The organism is Tannerella forsythia (assembly GCF_001006485.1).
Lineage (GTDB): Bacteria > Bacteroidota > Bacteroidia > Bacteroidales > Tannerellaceae > Tannerella > Tannerella forsythia.
Map to the genome: position 1 here is coordinate 84129 of NZ_JUET01000119.1, position 19618 is coordinate 103746.

Sequence of the window (19618 nt, forward strand, 5' to 3'; positions counted from 1 at the left end):
ATGGAACACAATATGTTTGAGGAGTTGCAGGTTAAGAAACAGCAGCTCATTAAATTTGCAACGAAGGCTGTGGAATATGGATGGATTCCTGCAACAAAGGAAGCTACAGCTGATAAAGGAATTATCTCTTTGGAAGAGATAAAAGAGAAAATAGAGAAGGATATACTGACGATTGGTGTAATCGGTCAGATGAAGTGTGGTAAGTCAACCTTCTTGAATTCCTTCGTCTTTAAGGATGACATTCTCCCTGCAGCTACTACACCTATGACCGCTGCACTTTCGGTTATCACGTATGGAGAGAAAGAGCGCATTGTCGCAGAGTTCTATACCGCAGATGAATGGGCAGAACAGAAGATGCAAGCCTCGCGAAATGAGAATGATGCTGTTGATGCACTTGATGCTTCAAAAATAAAGGCAGCAAAGGAATTGGTATCTAAGGCAAGCAAATTGGGCTCTTCTTTGAATAGTTATCTCGGTAAAACAAAAGAGGACCGTTTTGACCAACTTATAGAATATGTTGGCGCTGACGGTAAGTATGTTTCCTTTACGAAATCTGTCACCATTTATTATCCTCATGAATATCTGAAGGGGGTTGAAGTGGTGGATACTCCGGGTTTCAATGATCCTATTGTTTCACGTGAAGAGCGTACCAAGGCTTTTCTTGCAAAGGCGGATGTTGTTATAATGATGCTTTATGCCGGTCGCCCGTTCGATGCCACTGATAGGGATATTATTTTCAAGAATGTACGCCAGTGTGGTATAGGTAAAGTGCTTGTGGGTATCAATAAATATGATATTCCTTACTGTAGTGAGACTAATCCTGAGGATGAAAACCAGATAAAGGATTATGTGAAGCAGGAGATTAGAAAGGCATGTCGCGAATGTAATGACAGTTCGCTTGTTGAGATTCTTGATGATGTTGAGCCAATCCCATTGTCTGCCGAGATGGCCTTGCTGTCTGAATTGCCGATGAGTAAGATTAGTTCGATGGATAGCTTTGACTTTGCATGGAAACGTCATTGCTCTAACTTTGGCATCAGTACGCAGGACGAAATGTATAAGTGGAGTCATTTGGATGAGTTTATTAAAGCCGTACGGAATATGATAGACAATGAGAAGGGTAAGATTCTTTTTGCAAAGCCACTGAATGCGATTCTTGCTGCCGGAGACAAATTGAAGTCGGATAATGAGAATGAAATCAAATTGCTGTCTAATGAGATTACACTCCTTTCTGCGTCTGATTCTGACCTTGATGAAAGAGAAGAACAGCTGGCAAAGGCTGATAGAAAAATCTCTAGGAAAATCAATTCACTGGGAGAGGATCTTGATGCAGAAATTCGTAATCTTGTAAGAAAAGGTGGTAATGAATTGGAGGACCTTGTGGATGCTTCATGTAACCGAATGCTAAATATCGTTCAGAATGAATGGGGATGTTTAAAGAGTGTTAAGAGTATACTACCAAGACTTGACAGGGAATTGCAGAGTCTAACAACAAGGAAACTGAAGCGTGCCACAGAGCAACTTTCCGACGAAGGTGAAAGGAAGTTGAAGCGAAGTGTTGCTGATTTCTTCTCTGATGCAGAAGAAATCTTGTTGAGGTATTTGCCTGATTTCGATTCTCGTTATTTTATAAAGTCCACTCAGAATAGAATGAACATGGAGATGGAAAAGAGTGATTTGTTCTCTTCTGAGTCTGACACAGAAGAAGAAGTTACTTGGGGAGATGTTATTGTCGAAATCTGTGGCGGAATCCTTAATGGAGCAACATTCGGTATTTTGGAAAAAACGAACAACGTTTTCTCTCATGGCGATAATGTAGCTCAGATTTCTGATTATATTAGTTCTTTAAGCAGAGATTTTGATCCAGAACCTTATCTTAAGCATGCATTCAAGAGCAAGGACAAAATTATAGAGTTTGTACGTAGTCGTTTTGTTAAGGAGCTAATCGAACCACTTAGAGAACAACTAACAAGAGTCCGTTCTCAAAAAGAAAATAAGGAAAAACAACAGCATAACGTAGAGGAGAAGCGGAAAAAGTTGGAAGAGAAAAAAGCACTTATCACCGCGCAGGTACAAGAACTTGCTGGGCTGAAATTGACAGTTCTATAATGTTTTATTCACAGAGGTAATAATGTTCTGAAAGCATACACTACTTATTCTACAATGCTTCTTGAAAGTTTAAAATGAACATCCGTATATATGCCTAAAATTAATTATATATTGCTGATATACAGAAATTTATTTCTTGCTCCGATCCATGCGTCTAAATTATTGTTATTAAATAATTTAATGGAGCTTTTAGGTGCAAACACGGATATTCATTTAAATAATTATGAATGTCCGTATATATGCCTAAAATTAATTATATATTACTGATATACAGAAATTTATTTCTTGCTCCAATCCATACGTCCAAATTATTGTTATTAAATAGTTTAATGGAGCTTTTAGGTACAAACACGGATATTCATTTAAATAATTTCATTCTGCCCCCCCCTCTGCGGGTTTTCTGCGTAGCTTATACGTAATTTTGCGGTGTCGATAAGGACAAAATATACATAGATAAACGGATATAGATGACAGAAAAAGAACAAATAGTTACTGCGGAGAGCTGTTCGCTGCATAAGGTCGTGGCGGATTACAGTTATGCGTTGGATCTGTTGGATCAGTACGACTATCGTGAAATCGAGGTGGAGGCCGTGAGCGGTCCTCCTCGGTTTCGCGCCACATACAGGGGGGCGATGGAAGCCATCCATAGCCTGAAGGAACGGTTTGGGGGTAGCCCGCTGTTCGGTAACGAGAAAGACGGGTCGTTCCACAGCTCTATCGGACAGATTTATCAAACGTTCGACGGCCGGGAGCTATACCCGTCGGCCGAAGAGAAGGCGGCCATGCTGCTCTATCTGGTGGTAAAGAACCATTCGTTCAGCGATGGCAACAAGCGTATTGCCGCGATGCTGTTTCTGTGGTTTATGCATCACAACGGCCTGCTCTACCGAAACAATGGCAGCAAGCGTATTGCGGACAACACATTAGTGGCGCTTACGCTGATGATTGCATGCAGTCCCGCCGAGGAGAAAGACCTGATGGTGCGGCTGACGGTCTGCCTGATCAATGCAAACAACGAATAACAAGCAATTTATCAATATAACGATCGTTCTATGGCAAAGCATCAATTCCGGAAATACATCTGGATCATCGACCGGCTCTTCCGCACGGGAGGTATCACGTACAAAGAGCTGGCGGAAGCGTGGGAAAACTCTTCGCTGAACGACGACGGCCGGCCGTTGCCCAAGCGCACGTTCGACGATTACAAGCGGGCTATCGAAGAGACGTTCGACCTCAATATCATCTGCAACGCGAGCAGCGGCTATACCTATCGTATCGAAAATACGGACGACATCAGCAAAGATCATATCAAGAGCTGGCTGTTGAGTTCGTTTGCGGTCAACAACATCATTCAGGAGAGTCGCAAGCTCAAAGCGCGCATCCTGTTCGAGCGCATCCCTTCGGGTAACGAATTGCTGATGACCATCATCGAGGCAATGCAGACGGACAGGCGTCTGCAAATGACGTATCAAAGTTTTCATTGTGAGCGTCCCCGAACCTTTCTGGCCGATCCGTACTGTGTAAAAGTGAGCCGGCAACGCTGGTATGTGGTGGTCTTCGAGCCGGAGTGCCGGAAGATACGGACATACGCCTTAGACCGGATGAAACGGATAGAACCGACGGACGAATCGTTCGTCTTCCCCGATACGTTTGATGCGGAAACGTATTTTGCCGATGCTTTCGGGGTGATTGTCGTCCCCGAAGAGTTGGATGTGGAAACGATCCGTCTGAAAGTCTCCGAGGCGGGGAATAAACGCAAGTATTTCCGTTCGTTGCCGTTGCACCCTTCGCAGAATGAGGTGGAACGCTATACAGACTATTCCGTCTTCGAATACCGGCTCTATCCGACGTACGACTTCTTTCAGGAAGTCCTCTCGCACGGTGCCGAAGTCGAACTTCTCTCGCCCGAATGGGTACGAGGCGAGCTTCGTTACATGGTCGAAGAAATGCACGCATTGTACCGGGAAGGATAGAGTCCTATGCCGAATTCTGCATAGGACCTGATGAAAATCAAGACGGAGGCGTTCATGCCCCCCTTCCTCTTTACCGACAAAACAAACAAAATATAATTTATGTAAAAACAACGGACATCCATACAAAAACAGCTATATTTGCCGCATCAGTCAACGGATACTCAAAAAGAACTATTTTCTGTCAAAATTAAGAAGAGGGCAAGTACTCATGAATTGGAGAGAAAACATCAAGAACGTCTTTCGCCATCCTGTTTTCAACCGCTACACGACTGTTGGCGTTGTATGGGGCATGGCTACGCTGGCAGCATGGCTGCTCAAACATCCCAACAATAATTTTATCATCTTCCGAAACGTATTTTGGCATGTCTTACACCAAATGCCACTCTATGCCGAATATCCGGAAATTTATCACGACATCAACCATTACGGTCCGTCGTTCAGTTTCATTGTTGCACCGTTTGCCCTCTTTCCGGTAAAGTTCGGATACCTGCTGTGGCTTGCAGCCATGAGCGCTTTGCTGTTCATAGCCATACGCACACTCCCTTTCGAGCGCAAAAAGCTTCTGTTCATCATGTGGTTTTGCGCCAACGAACTGTACACGGCACTCTGTTTGGCACAGTTCAATATTGTTATTGGCGCGATGCTCATACTTATCTTCGTCTGTATCGAAAAAGAGAAGGAGGTATGGGCGGCTTTATTGATTGTCATCGGCCTGTTTGTTAAGATTTACGGCATTGTGGGACTGGCCTTTTTCTTTTTCTCGCACCGCAAAACAAAATTGATCCTCTCCCTGATCGGATGGAGCCTCGTGTTTTTCGCGCTGCCCATGCTGTATTCTTCTCCCGAATACATCCTCCGTCAATACGGCGAATGGTTACCGGACTTAATCGCCAAGAATGCTGCCAACCATTTTTCTCTTTTCCAAAATATCTCGTTGTTGGGCATCGTACGGAAAATATCAGGCAACCCTGACTATTCCGACATGTGGCTGATCATCCCCGGACTGATTCTTTTCGCCCTGCCCTATCTGCGCACCGGGCAATATGCCTCTCCGACGTTCCGACGGATGTTTTTAGTCTCCGTCATGCTGTTCGTTGTCCTGTTCAGTACCGGTAGCGAGTCGAGCAGTTACATTATCGCCCTGACAGGTGTAGCTGTTTGGTTCCGGGGCGTTCCGTGGAAGCGTCCGAAGGGAGACATCGCGTTGCTTATCTTTGCCTTTGTCCTGACCAGCATGTCACCGTCCGACCTCTTTCCTGCATTCCTCTACCGGCCTTACGTTCAACCTTATGCGCTGAAAGCTTTGCCGTGTGTGCTGATCTGGTTCAAGCTGATCTATGAGATGATGACCCGCGATTATGCCGCGGCAGACAACCGGACGCCTGAGTTCAGCCCTTCCTCCCACAAAGAATAACCAAAGAGAGAGAACATGCCATCTAATTGCCTATGATACTGCTTAGTTTTGACATCGAAGAATTTGACCTGCCGTTTGAATACGGCCTGTCACTGTCGTGGGAAGAACAGATCCGCATCTCGTCCGAAGGTTGCCGGAAGATTTTGAGCGGCCTTTCCCGCCATGAGGTAAAAGCGACGTTTTTCTGCACCGCCCGCTTTGCGGAGAACGCTCCCGAGCTGATCCGTGAGATCAGTGAGAGCGGACACGAAATAGCCTCGCATGGCTACGCGCACAGCGCCTTTGAAGAAGCAGACCTGAAACGCTCGAAAGACTTTTTGGAGACACTCACCGGCCAATGCGTCGGAGGCTTCCGCATGCCCCGCATGGCCAACGTCTCGGACGCTGCGCTTGTCGAGGCCGGATACACCTACAACTCTTCCCTCAACCCCACCTTCCTGCCCGGACGATACAATCATTGGCACGAACCGCGCACTTGGTTCCGGCAGAACGGACTGCTTCAACTGCCCGCCTCAACAACTCCGAACATACGTTTCCCGCTCTTCTGGCTGTCTTTTCATCACCTGCCCGGAGCCCTCTACCGACGACTGGCACTCCGAACATACAAGCACGACGGCTACCTGCTCACCTACTTTCATCCGTGGGAGTTCATGCCCATACAGCAAATCAAAGGACTACCATATACGGTCACGCACAATGCCGGAAATAATGCCGAAATACGTTTGGATAAGTTGATCGGTTTCTTCCGAAAACGAAACGTACCATTCGGAACATTCCGCGAATTTATTGAAACATTACCCCCCACGTCATAACTTCTTCACGGGCGATACGAAAAAAATATCGGCCAATAACATCTTTTAACATCACTCTCGCATCAACATTACGAAACATTCGTACATTCGCGTTCGATTAGTAACATAAAACGATTGTAATCATGGAAAAATTAACACAACAAGAAGAAGAAGCCATGTTGATTGTATGGCAACAGGGGGAGGGCACGATTCGTAGCTATCACGAACAAAGCGGAAAGCCGCTCATGCCTTACACGACCTTTGCGTCCATCATTAAAAATCTGGATCGCAAGAAATATTTGAAGATGCGGCGTGTAGGAACGACGAACTTGTGTAAACCGCTGATTTCGGAGAAAGAATACAAACGTAAATTCATGTCGGGATTTATTCGCGATTATTTTCAGAACTCGTACAAAGAAATGGTCTCGTTCTTCGCCCGCGAAGAGAAGATTTCGGCCGATGATTTGAAAGAGATTATCCGTATTATCGAAAAACAAAAATAGAAAACGATGGAAACATGGACTTATTTACTGAAGGTAAACGCGGCTATCGCTGTGTTTTATATGGTATACAGATGGTGTTATCGGAATGACACGTTTTTTACCTTGCGACGGTATTTGCTTCAAGGCATCTTATTCTTGTCGGTCGTATATCCGTTTACCGACTTCTCGAAATGGTTTGTGCGTAGCCACACACTGACCGAAGCGGCGTTTACATATACGCAATATATGCCGGAACTGACGGTGACACCGTCGGTCGAAGCTCCCGCGACCTACTCATTGGGAGATTACGCGCTATGGCTGTATCTTGCGGTGACGGGATTTCTGTTGTTGCGGCTGATGGTTCGTCTGACGCAGCTCGTATGGTTACGGTGGCGCAGTCCACAGGTAGAGATGGAGGGCGCACGCGTCAGCCGATTGCAGCGGCCGGCTACTCCTTTCTCGTTTTTCAACTGGATTTTTATACATCCCGAGATGCACCGGAAAGAAGAACTGAAAGAGATTCTGGCACACGAACAGATACATGTCCGTCAGCATCATTCGTTCGACATCTTGCTGGCCGAGCTGTCCTGTGCCGTCTGCTGGTTTAATCCGATGGCATGGATGCTCAAGAAAGAAATTCACAGCAACCTCGAATTTCTCGTCGACCATCGCGTGGTGAAGGACGGAGCCGACGCTCGCAGCTACCAGTATCATTTATTACGCATGGCGCATCAGCCCGTGCAGGCCGCGCTCGCCAATCAATTCAACACCTCGCCGCTGAAAAAGCGCATCCGGATGCTTAACGCCAAGCAATCGCCCAAAGTGAAGCTGGTGGCCTACACCTTAGTGCTACCCTTGGCATTGTTGCTGCTCGTAGCCAATAACGCGGGCGCGATGACCGAGCGTATGTCCGGGTTGCTCGACGCTTCTCTGCCCATGTTGCAGGGACATACGGAAAACCTGTCCGACACGAAGAAAGAAGACACCCTCGTCGTATCGGGTACCGTAGTCGACGGGCAGGGAGCGCTGCAAGGCGTGAGCATCCTCATCAGCGGAACATACAGCGGCACGATCAGCGACGAGAACGGACGATTTCAGATTCGCATGCAGGCCGGAGACACGTTGAACTTCTCATATATCGGAATGGCGCCGGTACATCTTGTACCGAAGGCTTCGGGCGATGTCGGGAAAATCGAGATGAAACGTAAAAAAGAAAACCTCGATGAGATCGTCGTTGTAGGATATACCTCCTCCGAGAAAACCACACGAAACGACCGCAAACCATCAACCGGATCCGAAGGTGAACCGATCTTTACCGTTGTGGAAGAGATGCCTCAGTTTCCCGGCGGACAAGCCGCTTTGATGCAATATATCGCCCGGAATATCAAATATCCGGTGATCGCGCAGGAAAATGGCATTCAGGGGCGCGTAGTTTGTCAGTTCATCATCGATGAACGCGGAAACACGGCCGACGTACAGGTGGTTCAGGGCGTCGATCCGTTGTTAGACAAAGAAGCAGTTCGCCTCATCGAGGAGATGCCCCGATGGAAGCCCGGAAAACAGCGCGGCAAACCCGTATCGGTCGAATATACTGTACCGGTTAACTTCCGCTTAACCAAAGGAGCCGTATGCTCCATACAGAAAGACACGACACGGCAGACACAAAGCAGGCAGGCTCCTATCAGGTACTATCTGAACGGCAAAGAAATCTTTTCCGAACGGATGAAAAGCATCCCTCCCGCAGAGATTGAAAACATACACGTACTGAACACGGAGAACCGGCAGATGGAACATAAGGATAAAACCGCTTCGAAAATTATTATCATCACTACCTTGGACGCGACAGCCGACGAACGCGCCCGAAACGAAGAAATTAAGAAGAAGTTTAATTAGTTCTCAGATTACTAATTACTAAGCGATCGATTTCAAAAGGGTGTGCCCGAAACGTTTTTTCGGCACACCCTTTCGATATGTAGAAGAAGTATAGAAAAACAACGCGCTAAAGATAAGAGCAAGAGCCCCTACCGACAAGGAGAGCGAGTATATCATAGGCAAGCGACGGAATAATATCCCCATAGCGATGCACGAAACATTTTTGATACGTATCTTTGACGCGCCGAAAGTAAGCGGTACAGGGCACAACCCCTACAACAAAACATATACGCGTAAATAAAACGAAATGAAACAGTTCTGTTTAATCCTTGCCGGCGTGTTGATGATACTCGCATGTTCGCACGAAAAGAAAGTGACCGAGAAAAAAAAAAAGCCCGGAAACCATCATCGGAATGGAAAAAGATACATTGTCTATCGACCTCGACGATACGTCATTGCCCCACTATCATACCCTAGCGGCATTCAGCTTGAATACGAACGATTATTTAATCGGTTATAACGATCAAACGCATGCTCTAGACGTTTTTGATTTTACAAACGGGGTTGTCCGCGATATAAAGCTCTACCGCGAAGGAAGACAGGCGGTTGCCGGCGAAATAAACGGATTATACGCCACATCGCCGGATTCGATCTGGATTTTGGCGGACAAAATCGTTTACTTGCTCGACACGACCGGCATCATACACGAAAAACACGAATTAACGGTCGACGAAGGAGAATACATCATCAATACATCGAACTATTCGAACGCTTCGATCCAATTATATGTCAACACACACAGCCAATCAATGTATTACGTCACCCTTAAAATGGGAGATGAACCTATATTTTACATTAACGAGGCCGATTTACGGCAGGAGAAACACAAAAAAACAGTCCTTCCGTATACCGGCGCCGAGCAAGGAGTCGGACATCTATACGGATGGATGCAACATCCTAACGTCACCTACCATTTTCCGCTGGTGATCTACAATTTTCCTTTTAACTCGAATGTGTACACCATCGACCTGCACAGCGGAATCGTGAAAACTTACGGAGCAGACAGCCGCTATACGCGTAATACGGCGTCGGAAACACATTCGGTCACGATGGAAGACTGGTATCGGCATTTGATCGAAAATGTTCACTTCTACGAAGTCAATTACGACCCGTACAGGAAGCGTTATTACAGGCTTCATGTAAATGGAATCGATTTTACCGCCGGAATGGCGATTGATAAGCAGCTTTTTAAGAAGCAACTATTTCTGACGGTCTTCGATCAGGACTTAAACGTAATAGATGAATTCCCCCTGTCGAACGACACGTACAATCTGAACGGAGGATGGGGCGTTTTTGAAAAAGGCTTTTTTATCATCAAAGACCATCCCAACGCGGAATTTCCCGATGATGACAAGATGAAGTATGACGTTTTCCGTTTCGGATAAAAAAGAAAAAGCCGGAAAAAGAAGCGGATATATATCCTTATCGTCCAAGTGGTGTTTGTGATAAATGAAGTCATTTCAAGGTCTTAAAAAAACAAAAAACTGTCGTCGGCTATTTGGAGCTTATCGTCATAACTTGTATGTTTGTAGAAAAATCAGATAAAAAAAACAAAATACTATGAAAATAAAAGTTATATCCGACACATTAGTAGTTATTGTAAGTATAATAATAACCTTTACATTTTCTTGCTGCACACGGAGTAAAACAACCGAAAAACATTACGACGCAGGCGATCATGTTGTCAATGTACATGAACGGATCAAAGAAATTCATATCCCTGAAGAAGATGTTTTGATAAATACTCATTCATGGCCTTATATAATCGATAATTATTTGATTATTTGCGATTATCAATCGTACGAAAAACAACTTCTTTTTTTCGATAAAAATACGTATCGTTATATAACCGGTACCGCAGACAGGGGCATTGGGCCCGATGAAATTACACGAATCGGACATATTGTGTTTAATAAGGATAAACGTTTGCTGTATGTTTCCGATCATGGGAAGAAGAAAATTTTCAGTTATCATCTTGACAGTATTATTCAAAATAAAAATTATAAGCCTGAAACATGGTTAAGTATAAATGACAGTATTGCTCCTCTAAATTATATTTATATCAATGATACACTGGCTATAATAAACACAATGATCGCTATGGGTAATTCTGATTTTAATCTCTCAATAGCCCGATGGAATATGAAAACAGATAAAATAAACCCTATGCCGTATAAACATCCTGATATCAAGAAGAAACGATATGAGTTTGATGCATCTGAAGAACATAATCTTTATGTAGAAAGTTATACGAACCACGATTTGATGACCATTGCCGATCTCGACGGTAATTTAATTTGTAATACATACGGACCGGAATGGGGCAAAGACTATCCGAGGCCCAGAGGCTACCACACGAATGTATGGTTCTGTAGAGATAAAATTATAACCCTTTATACAGGAGATGATCGATTCGTCATAAACAAAAGAGAGATTAATCTTCCAACCAAATTTTTGATCTTCGATCTAGATGGAAATCATCTAAAAACATTGGAGACAGATTATCATATTGTCAGATTCTGTTACGATAAAGACTATAACCGGCTTATTATGTCGTTAGACGATGAGATTCAATTCGCATACCTTGACTTAAACGGATTATTGGATTAACTAACATAATACACACACTTCATTATAAATTAAATCCTGAAACAGATGAAACAAAACGTATTTTTATGGTTCGTAATCATGGGTTTTTCCATGTTATCAAGTTGTCAAATTTCGCATGAGACCTCTCCCACTTCTTTTATGGGATTCAAAGATCAGATCGTTTATGTAAAAGAATTTTCTCAGACTTTTACCCTTTCGGGCGAGACGGTTCCCGATATCGACATCATCGGTATACAGGATATTCAGATTTGCGATACGATGATTATTTTTTCCGGAAAAGGACAAGAGAATCTTTGGGCTTGTTATTCCTTGCCCCGATACGATTACTTGGGTAGCCTGCTAACGAAAGGAAATGGTCCGAACGAATTTATTCAGGCTCCCTGGGTGAGTTCGGCTACTTTTTTCAACGAGCGGGATGAGTTGCATGCCGGCATCTACGACTTTCAAAGAGGGAGAGTATTCAATGCCAATATTACGCAAACACTTAAAACCGGAAAGCTCGACATGCATCTTATGCGGGATTCATTGCCGCCTTTTCTGTTTAACTTCTTTATCATCGACTCCGCGCGCTATTTTTGCAAAGAAGCCAACCATCAGCAGACTCAGCAGACCAGATATCTTATCGAAAGAGACAAACAACTGCATCCGGCTGTTTTTGATTCATTGAATTGCGTTAAACTTGAAGAAATGCAAGATATCAACATCTTGTCGACCATCACCAAATTCAATCCGGCTCGCAATATCGTCGTAGAAATGCCTGTCGGACTGAATTATCTGAACATGTATTCGCTCGACGGAATGTTTACCCGAACCCTCTGTATCGGCGATAAAGTAGACGATATCGAAGATATTCAGAACAAAAAACTATGGGAACGAATCTATACGTTTAACGACATAGCGACTTTCCCTGATTTTTGGGGAGTTGTGTATATCAATGAAGATGCAAAGACCTATCAAACCGGCAGAAAAAAATTACCCTGCATTTATTTGTTCGATTGGGAGGGTAAGCCTTTAGCCGAACTGAAATTACAACATTTTATCACGACATTCGATATCGATCTCCGCAACCGTACGCTTTACACGTTCGATCTTGAGGATGAAGTCCTTCATAAATACGATATCAGCGAGATACTGACAAAAATCGGGCAGTAAGCAGTTTGTAGACATATAGAGGAATAAAGAAATCACTCCATCTATGGAATTGCCTATAACCCCGAAGGAATATGGGTAGAGTATAAACTATAATTGCTCCTCTATATGTTTTTTTCGGAAACCGAATAAGAACGTTTTATGAAATCCATTCGGTAATATGGCAAGGGTTTAAAAGTTAAAAAAGTAAAAAAAACAAGACAAACATTTGGATATATCAAAAACATGCTATACGTTTGCAGAACAAATTTTAAAGACTAAATACAATGAAGACAAAAATTTTAGGAGGAATATTTACCCTCGTAGTGATGGTAGCGGTAAGCTACGGAGTGGACAAAAGTAAAAGTATGCGAAATGATGTCAACCTCTCGGATATGACATTAAGCAATGTAGAGGCATTAGCAAGCGGAGAATTAGCGGATTGTGAGTATGGATGCTTTGCTAATGGGGATGGATGTTGGTGCTATGATTGGTATCCTTGTTACAGAGAAGCAAAATAGATTGCTCATAACGCTCACTCTCTTTGGAAAAAGATTGAGCAAAGTTTTTTAAATTAAATGAATATGGAGAGGACAAAACCCTCTCCATATATTATATAAAATCATCAAAAAAGAAGTATTTTTATGGAAAAGAACAGAATAGTTTTATTACTTTTGCATTTTGCTATAATACTTACAAGCTGCACAAGCAACTCTAAAACCGAGAAATATCAGGATAGAAAGAACAATATTGTAGATGTACATGACCAAGTTAAAGAAATACTAATCCCAGAAGACAAAACTATGATTGGTGCGATTAATCGGCTATTTCTCTTAGATAAATACTTAATTATAGCAGATTATCGCTCTCAGGATATGTTAATTTGCATTTTGAATAAAGATAATAATTTTGAACATGTGATGAATGCAGTGCCTAGAGGGCAAGGGCCTGGTGAAATTACTAACATGGGGTACATTGCAACTAATGAGGACAAAAGAGAATTTTATCTATCTGATCATGGAAAGCTGAAAATATTCAGTTATAAAATAGACAGCATTTTTAGCAATCCTTTGTATACACCTGATATTAAAAAAGAAATAAATAAGATTCAATTTCCAAGTGAATATGAATTTGTTAATGACACGCTTTCCTTTGCAAGAATTATCGTTCCTACAGGCAATTCTGGCTATAACGAATTTATTGCAAAATGGAATATGCAAACAGATAATATAACTCCTATTAAATATACTCATCCTAAAATTAAAAAGAAGCGTATAGCATTGGCTGTATCTATTGAAAACGATAAATATATCGAATGCTATCACAATCATGATTTGATCACTATTTTGGATTTGAACGGTAATTTAATGTGTAATATATATGGAAATTCTTGGAAGAATGGAGAGCAAGATCAACTTTATCATTTTGGGGGAGTGGTCTTTTGTGAAAATAAAATAGTAGCTTCATATTCTGGTGGTGATCGCTTATCCAAAGATTATCTGCCGACTAAATTTATTATTTTTGATTTAGAAGGCTACTATTTGAAAACAATAGAAACAGGCTATCATATATCTGATTTTTGTTACGACAAAGAGAATAAGCGACTTATCATGTCTTTAGACGACGACATTCAGTTCGCTTATCTTGATTTAAAGGAATTATTAGACTAATGTATATTATTCCATAATGAAAACACATGTCTTTGTAATCTTGAAGATATTTATCGTCTTGATCACTATAATTCTATCTTCCTGTCATAGGAACAATAAGAATAAAGAGATTATGGAGATGGTTAAATCATGGCAAGAAAAAGAAATCATCTTTCCCGAAGGACTTATTTTCACGAAATATGGAAAAGACACAGTTCAGTATAACATTCCGGTTTCGAATTATAAAATCATCATGTATGTCGATTCAGTCGGCTGTACAAGCTGTAAGCTACAATTACATAAATGGAAAGATTTTATAACCGAAGTTCATTCTTTGACAAATGATGCAGTTCCGATATTATTCTTTTTTTATCCTAAAGATCGACGTGAGATTCCTTTGTTATTAAAACAAGATAGTATTAATATTCCAGTCTGTATTGATGAGCTAAATAGACTAAATCAGATAAATCATTTCCCTTCTCATCAGATGTATCAATGCTTCCTGTTGGACAAAGAGAATAAAGTAATCTGCATTGGCAATCCCATCCATAACCGGAAGATCAGAGATATCTATCTGTCTACCATATCAAACGGTAAGTATAGTCCGCTTGTTCAATCATCGGGAATCACCCAAGTAAAAGTTGATCAAACGGAGATCAATTTAGGAGTACTAAAGAAAGGTTATAGTCCAAAAACGTGTATTACAATACGTAACATTGGTAAATCACCACTTATTATACATGACGCAAGAACATCATGCGGATGCGTACATATTGACTATATTAAGCAACCTGTTGCTTCCAATAACACCACCGAAATTAATCTTACCTATCATGCTGATAAGACAGGGCCTATCAATAAAACAGTCTCTATTTATGGCAATATAGACTCTTCACCTTTAATAGTACATCTAAAGGGCGAGGTAAAAGATTAAGAGATTGTCAACTTAGAATAGATCATATTTGAGATTAAAGCTCATTCTCCTCTATAATGTAGGTATCTTGTAAACTAGTTGTAATAATGTCATATGGAAAGACTCTCTCCCTTAATCAAATATCTTTTTTTATTTATTCTAGCTATTTTTATCCATTCTTGTAAAAATAAAGATTCAGAGTTGGAGGCAGCATTACAGTTTGCCGGTAATAATCGGAGAGAATTAGAAAAGGTGTTATTACATTATGAAAATGAGCCATTGAAATTAGAGGCTGCTCGTTTCTTGATAAAGAATATGCCAATACATTTCAGTTATAAGATACCTCATCACGATAAATGGGAAACACTTAAAGCTAAGTCTGTAAGAGACAATCACTTCACAAAAGAAGACTCATTAGAAGCTTTTATTTATGCCCGACAATCTGATCTTACAGAAAAGATTTTTGACAGTCATGTTATTACGTCTGAATATATAATCAATAATATTGATTTCTCATTTAAGATTTGGAGACACAGGGAATGGAATAAACATTATTCATTCGAAGAATTTTGTGAATCAATTCTTCCATATCGGATAAGCAATGAGCCACTCCAAGCATGGAAAGAAGCTTATTATAATGAATTTTCTCCTGTCTTAGATTCTCTCTATAAAGGAACTGATATGCTCGAGTGTTGCAATGCGTTAGTTCGACACATTACAAAACACGGATTTCCAAACAATTACAAGATACCGGCGGAACCACCTGTTTATGACGCTCTCTTTCTCTTGAAAAACAAAGTAGGAGGATGTAAAGAATCTACTGCCTTTTTTGCATATATGATGCGGGCATTAGGCATACCTGTAAATATTGACATATTGTTTTATGCAGATAAATTAAGTCAAGCTCACTATTGGAATTCTATTAGAGATAAAACAGACGCAACAATTCCTTTTTGGCTCGAGAAAGATATAGAGGATGTCCACATAAAAAAAGGGAATAATGATGATGATATAAGACCCAAGTGGAAAATATATCGACAAACATATAGTATTAAAGAGAAGAATGAGCTAAATCTCAATGGGCATTTTTTATCGAAAATTTTGGACAATCCAATATTAAAAGATATTACAGCAGATTACTATGGCAAGTCTACATTAATATTGAAGCCCAATATTGTAGAAGGTCAAGTCTTTCTGACAAGGCATTTTTTATTACCGGTTGATGCGGCAAATGTAGAGAAAGGAGTTGCTGAGTTTTACAATATTGGTCCTGATATGATTTATAGCCTGTATTACAATTATCAGAATAAATTACACGCAGTCAGTTTTCCTTTCCATTTTGACGGAAAGAGCGTACGTTATTTTATTCCGGATGAAAGCAGAATTCAGTTAATTAAAATAACAAGAAAAACAAAATTACCTCAGCGTATAATTAAACATTTAGATAATGCAATCGGACTAAAGATACAGGATATCAAAATGCCAACATCTTCTACAGGAAACGACCTATTCGAGATAACAGACACAATCCGAACAAATTACAACAATTATACAATTAAACCATCAAGAAGAATAAGATACATAAGATGTACTGCCCCAAAAGATTGCCATTTGGAAATCGCAGAATTATTATTTTTTCAAGACTTACAGATGAAAGATACGATTTCTTATCGGGTTCTTGATGAAAAGCCGATCTTGTCAGATAAAATGCATGATAATGATCCATTGTCATTTTACAGAAGCATTGAAAAAAACAAATCGATAATCATTGATCTGCAAAAGGAATATGATGTAAAAAAACTACAATTCATACCAAGAAATGATGATAATTTTATTCGTATTGGAGATGAATATGAATTGTTCTACCATATTGACAAAGATTGGGGATGGAAATCTTTAGGAAAAAAGAAGGCAGAAACTAATGCTTTGTATTATAAAGCTCCTTATAATGCATTATTATGGTTGAGAAACTTGACTAGAGGATACGAAGAACAATTATTTATCTATGAGAATGAAAAACAGGTGTTTTTTAGATAATGAATTATAGATAAATCTTCGAACAACGAATCAATATGCGTTTAAAATATAACCTGAATACCGTAGATATTTCTGTATTGCTCTTTATCTGTATGGTATGCATTACATACGACTATCGTTTGTCTCTTGCCCCCGAATCGCTTTTGACGATGATTCAGATGGGAATCTTATGGGGCTTATGCAGGCTTTGTTTTTTCTTTTTCCCTGCTCTATCAAAAGGGGCTGTCTATGGTATTTTAATCGTCGGTTTTGTCGAGGCAATCATCGGGTTAGGTCAGCTATACGGATTCTTTCCTTCCGGGCATCAGTTGTTTAAGACTACCGGAACATTTCTCAATCCCGGCCCGTATGGTGGATTTATTGCATTGATGTTTCCTTTGACTTTCCACTACTGGCTTTATTTCAGGAAAAGAAAGAAGATTCTCCGACATGTGTTTCTCTCCATCGGTATAGTCTGTCTGTTGGTTTTTCCGGCTACCTTAAGTCGTACCGCATGGGGTGCGGCTGTTATCGGTTGTATGCTCGTTGTGATATATGAGACCGGAATAACAGATAAGTTGAAAGACTTATATCAAAAATACCGGAAAAGAGCCGTCTTATGCATCGCATTGTTTTGCTTGTTATCCGGCGGAGTCATCTATGGCATCTATCAATTTAAAAAAGATTCTGCCAACGGACGATTATTTATATGGAAAATAACGGCCCTGGCCATCCAAAATACCTCATTGAAAGGTGTTGGTCTCGGTGGATTTCCTGCTGCGTATGCCCAATCGCAGATGAATTATTTTAAAGAAAAAGAAGCTTCCGCAATAGAAAAACATGTTGCCGGAAGCCCTGAATATGCGTTTAATGAATATCTGCGTATTTTTCTTGAGCAAGGAATAGCAGGCGGTATTTTGTTTCTTTTCCTCACAGGGCTGATGATTTGTCATGGAATAAAAAACAAACATACAGGAGCTGCCGGAAGTTTTCTAAGCCTGTCTGTTTTTGCAATCGCATCATATCCCTATTATTTGTGGGAGTTTTTGGTAGTTTGGGTACTGCTTGCAACAATTTGTATCTCTCAAACAGAGTTTTCTTTATCGAAGTTTTCTAAAAACCGCCAAATTTTTATTTTTACTTCCTTTGCTGTATTTATTCTGGTCGCCGGCTTATCGATTTGTATAATGCAATGGCTTTCTTATCATCGGGCAAGTAAGGAATGGGAAAAAATACGCCCCTTTTATACGATGAAGGCATACAAGAACATAATAGACCAATATGCCCGTCTGTATCCGCAGTTGAATCATGATCCGAAATTCGTTTTCGAGTATGCAGTGATGCTTAATGCTGAAAAACGGTATGAACAGGCCGACAGCATTTTATCACGTGGGCTCCGGATAAGCTGCGATCCGATGTTCTACAATGTCAAAGGACGTAATTATCACGAAATGGGAGCCTATCGCAAGGCGGAAGCATGCTATATGAATGCGATCTGTCTACTGCCCGAAAGGATTTATCCGTACTATTTGCTCACAAAGTTGTATGCCGATTCTGCTGCCGGTTATCCGGCTGAAAAAATGCAATGGGCCGCATCGATCGTTCTAAAAAAGGAAGCGAAAGTACATTCAACGGCCATTGACGAGATGCGTGACGAAGTCGAAAAAATACTAAAAGAGAAAAATGCGACCGATGATAAAAAAAACTAAACGACAACAGCTCGGAAGAGTGCTAAATATCGCCCTGAACGTATTCAACGGCATCTCGATGATCATCATCGGATTCCTCCTCATGCGTGTGTTCGTGTTCGGGTCGTATCACATACCGACCGACTCGATGACCCCCTCCATTATCCCCGGAGACTATGTCATAGTCAATAAACCGGCTTACGGAGCGCGCCTCTTCGATCTTTTCGATGCCCTCGAAGGGAAAAAAGTAAAAATCAGACGCACTCCCGGATACACCCATGTCAAACATAACGATGTAGTTGTTTTTCATATCCCCCACCCTCACGGATGGGATAAAATCGAGATGGATATGTTTAAATGTTACATCAAACGCTGCATCGGATTGCCGGGCGATACGTTGCGTATCGTGAACGGTTTCTACCGCATGAACTCCGATACAATCAGGCATTACGGTAATTTTTCTGCCGAGCAAAAACTGAGTCGGACGACACGGCAGGAAATACCCAAAGGCATTTATGATACTTTTCCGGGAGATCCCGTATTGGGATGGAATATCAAAAATTTCGGACCCATGTATATTCCTTGCAAAGGAGACTGCATCCGATTGGGTAGAACGGAAACGCTTATCTACAAAAAAATCATCGAATGGGAAACCGGACATACGCTACATATCGAACGCGATACACTATATAATGGCGACACCCCGATTACATCCTACACATTTACACACAATTATTATTTTATGGGTGGTGACAAGGTCGAAAACTCACAAGATTCACGTTACTGGGGATTGCTTCCTGATGAGTTGATCATTGGAAAAGCGTCATTTATCTGGAAATCTATCGATCCTGATTCTCATCAAGTCAGATGGGAGCGTTTTATGAAATCTATTCGGTAATACGGCAAAAATAAG

The 19618-nt window shown here is 41.3% G+C and carries 16 protein-coding genes; all 16 read left to right on the top strand.

The features are described 5' to 3' along the window. The 16 genes from Tanf_RS13910 to lepB all read left to right on the top strand — a co-directional run bounded on the left by Tanf_RS13910 (position 1) and on the right by lepB (position 19603). Positions 1 to 2109 (top strand): dynamin family protein, encoded by a 2109-nt coding sequence (locus Tanf_RS13910; protein WP_052449093.1) that lies wholly within the window; start codon positions 1 to 3, stop codon positions 2107 to 2109. Positions 2110 to 2576: 467 nt separating this feature from the next. After that, entirely contained in the window at positions 2577 to 3131 is a 555-nt protein-coding gene (locus Tanf_RS11000; RefSeq protein ID WP_046825884.1) for a type II toxin-antitoxin system death-on-curing family toxin, read from the top strand. A gap of 30 nt (positions 3132 to 3161) precedes the next feature. Then, entirely contained in the window at positions 3162 to 4082 is a 921-nt protein-coding gene (locus Tanf_RS11005) for a helix-turn-helix transcriptional regulator (RefSeq protein WP_046825885.1), read from the top strand. 208 nt (positions 4083 to 4290) lie between these two features. Then, positions 4291 to 5496 carry a glycosyltransferase family 87 protein gene (locus Tanf_RS11010; RefSeq protein ID WP_046825886.1) on the top strand — a complete coding sequence of 402 codons (1206 nt, stop codon included), beginning with the start codon at positions 4291 to 4293 and terminating at the stop codon, positions 5494 to 5496. A gap of 32 nt (positions 5497 to 5528) precedes the next feature. Continuing rightward, positions 5529 to 6308 carry a polysaccharide deacetylase family protein gene (locus Tanf_RS11015; protein ID WP_046825887.1) on the top strand — a complete coding sequence of 260 codons (780 nt, stop codon included), beginning with the start codon at positions 5529 to 5531 and terminating at the stop codon, positions 6306 to 6308. 122 nt (positions 6309 to 6430) lie between these two features. Next, complete coding sequence (locus Tanf_RS11020; protein WP_014223794.1) at positions 6431 to 6790, top strand: BlaI/MecI/CopY family transcriptional regulator; 360 nt, start codon at positions 6431 to 6433, stop codon at positions 6788 to 6790. Between the two features lie 6 nt (positions 6791 to 6796). Further along, entirely contained in the window at positions 6797 to 8662 is a 1866-nt protein-coding gene (locus Tanf_RS11025; protein ID WP_052449094.1) for a M56 family metallopeptidase, read from the top strand. Between the two features lie 392 nt (positions 8663 to 9054). Next, positions 9055 to 10086 (top strand): DUF4221 family protein, encoded by a 1032-nt coding sequence (locus Tanf_RS11030; RefSeq protein ID WP_046825888.1) that lies wholly within the window; start codon positions 9055 to 9057, stop codon positions 10084 to 10086. Between the two features lie 175 nt (positions 10087 to 10261). Continuing rightward, positions 10262 to 11311 carry a 6-bladed beta-propeller gene (locus tag Tanf_RS11035; RefSeq protein WP_046825889.1) on the top strand — a complete coding sequence of 350 codons (1050 nt, stop codon included), beginning with the start codon at positions 10262 to 10264 and terminating at the stop codon, positions 11309 to 11311. Between the two features lie 45 nt (positions 11312 to 11356). Then, the gene (locus tag Tanf_RS11040) at positions 11357 to 12463 is read left to right on the top strand and encodes a BF3164 family lipoprotein (protein WP_080948626.1); all 1107 of its coding nucleotides are present in this window, start codon (positions 11357 to 11359) and stop codon (positions 12461 to 12463) included. Between the two features lie 263 nt (positions 12464 to 12726). Continuing rightward, entirely contained in the window at positions 12727 to 12960 is a 234-nt protein-coding gene (locus Tanf_RS14455) for an NVEALA domain-containing protein (RefSeq protein ID WP_041590566.1), read from the top strand. A 123-nt stretch (positions 12961 to 13083) separates the two neighbouring features. Further along, entirely contained in the window at positions 13084 to 14109 is a 1026-nt protein-coding gene (locus Tanf_RS11045) for a 6-bladed beta-propeller (protein WP_014223829.1), read from the top strand. Between the two features lie 112 nt (positions 14110 to 14221). Continuing rightward, positions 14222 to 15022, top strand: coding sequence for a DUF1573 domain-containing protein (locus Tanf_RS11050; protein ID WP_052449097.1), 801 nt, complete (start codon positions 14222 to 14224; stop codon positions 15020 to 15022). Positions 15023 to 15115: 93 nt separating this feature from the next. Continuing rightward, positions 15116 to 17038, top strand: a complete 1923-nt coding sequence (locus Tanf_RS11055; protein WP_046825892.1) for a transglutaminase domain-containing protein — start codon at positions 15116 to 15118, stop codon at positions 17036 to 17038. 35 nt (positions 17039 to 17073) lie between these two features. Next, positions 17074 to 18726: an O-antigen ligase family protein gene (locus Tanf_RS11060; RefSeq protein ID WP_046825893.1), complete on the top strand. Its 1653-nt coding sequence runs from the start codon at positions 17074 to 17076 to the stop codon at positions 18724 to 18726. Beyond that, entirely contained in the window at positions 18710 to 19603 is an 894-nt protein-coding gene (gene lepB / locus Tanf_RS11065) for a signal peptidase I (protein WP_046825894.1), read from the top strand. The genes Tanf_RS11060 and lepB overlap by 17 nt, the downstream gene beginning before the upstream one ends. Positions 19604 to 19618 lie beyond the last annotated feature (15 nt).

What these genes read in the sequence shown, in the direction of transcription:
- Tanf_RS11035 (WP_046825889.1), top strand. Translation starts at nt 10,262, where the DNA reads ATGAAAATAAAAGTTATATCCGACACATTAGTAGTTATTGTAAGTATA.
- lepB (WP_046825894.1), top strand. Translation starts at nt 18,710, where the DNA reads ATGATAAAAAAAACTAAACGACAACAGCTCGGAAGAGTGCTAAATATC.
- Tanf_RS14455 (WP_041590566.1), top strand. Translation starts at nt 12,727, where the DNA reads ATGAAGACAAAAATTTTAGGAGGAATATTTACCCTCGTAGTGATGGTA.
- Tanf_RS11005 (WP_046825885.1), top strand. Translation starts at nt 3,162, where the DNA reads ATGGCAAAGCATCAATTCCGGAAATACATCTGGATCATCGACCGGCTC.
- Tanf_RS11050 (WP_052449097.1), top strand. Translation starts at nt 14,222, where the DNA reads ATGGAGATGGTTAAATCATGGCAAGAAAAAGAAATCATCTTTCCCGAA.
- Tanf_RS11060 (WP_046825893.1), top strand. Translation starts at nt 17,074, where the DNA reads ATGCGTTTAAAATATAACCTGAATACCGTAGATATTTCTGTATTGCTC.
- Tanf_RS11030 (WP_046825888.1), top strand. Translation starts at nt 9,055, where the DNA reads ATGGAAAAAGATACATTGTCTATCGACCTCGACGATACGTCATTGCCC.
- Tanf_RS11055 (WP_046825892.1), top strand. Translation starts at nt 15,116, where the DNA reads ATGGAAAGACTCTCTCCCTTAATCAAATATCTTTTTTTATTTATTCTA.
- Tanf_RS11015 (WP_046825887.1), top strand. Translation starts at nt 5,529, where the DNA reads ATGATACTGCTTAGTTTTGACATCGAAGAATTTGACCTGCCGTTTGAA.
- Tanf_RS11010 (WP_046825886.1), top strand. Translation starts at nt 4,291, where the DNA reads ATGAATTGGAGAGAAAACATCAAGAACGTCTTTCGCCATCCTGTTTTC.
- Tanf_RS11020 (WP_014223794.1), top strand. Translation starts at nt 6,431, where the DNA reads ATGGAAAAATTAACACAACAAGAAGAAGAAGCCATGTTGATTGTATGG.
- Tanf_RS13910 (WP_052449093.1), top strand. Translation starts at nt 1, where the DNA reads ATGGAACACAATATGTTTGAGGAGTTGCAGGTTAAGAAACAGCAGCTC.
- Tanf_RS11040 (WP_080948626.1), top strand. Translation starts at nt 11,357, where the DNA reads ATGAAACAAAACGTATTTTTATGGTTCGTAATCATGGGTTTTTCCATG.
- Tanf_RS11025 (WP_052449094.1), top strand. Translation starts at nt 6,797, where the DNA reads ATGGAAACATGGACTTATTTACTGAAGGTAAACGCGGCTATCGCTGTG.
- Tanf_RS11000 (WP_046825884.1), top strand. Translation starts at nt 2,577, where the DNA reads ATGACAGAAAAAGAACAAATAGTTACTGCGGAGAGCTGTTCGCTGCAT.
- Tanf_RS11045 (WP_014223829.1), top strand. Translation starts at nt 13,084, where the DNA reads ATGGAAAAGAACAGAATAGTTTTATTACTTTTGCATTTTGCTATAATA.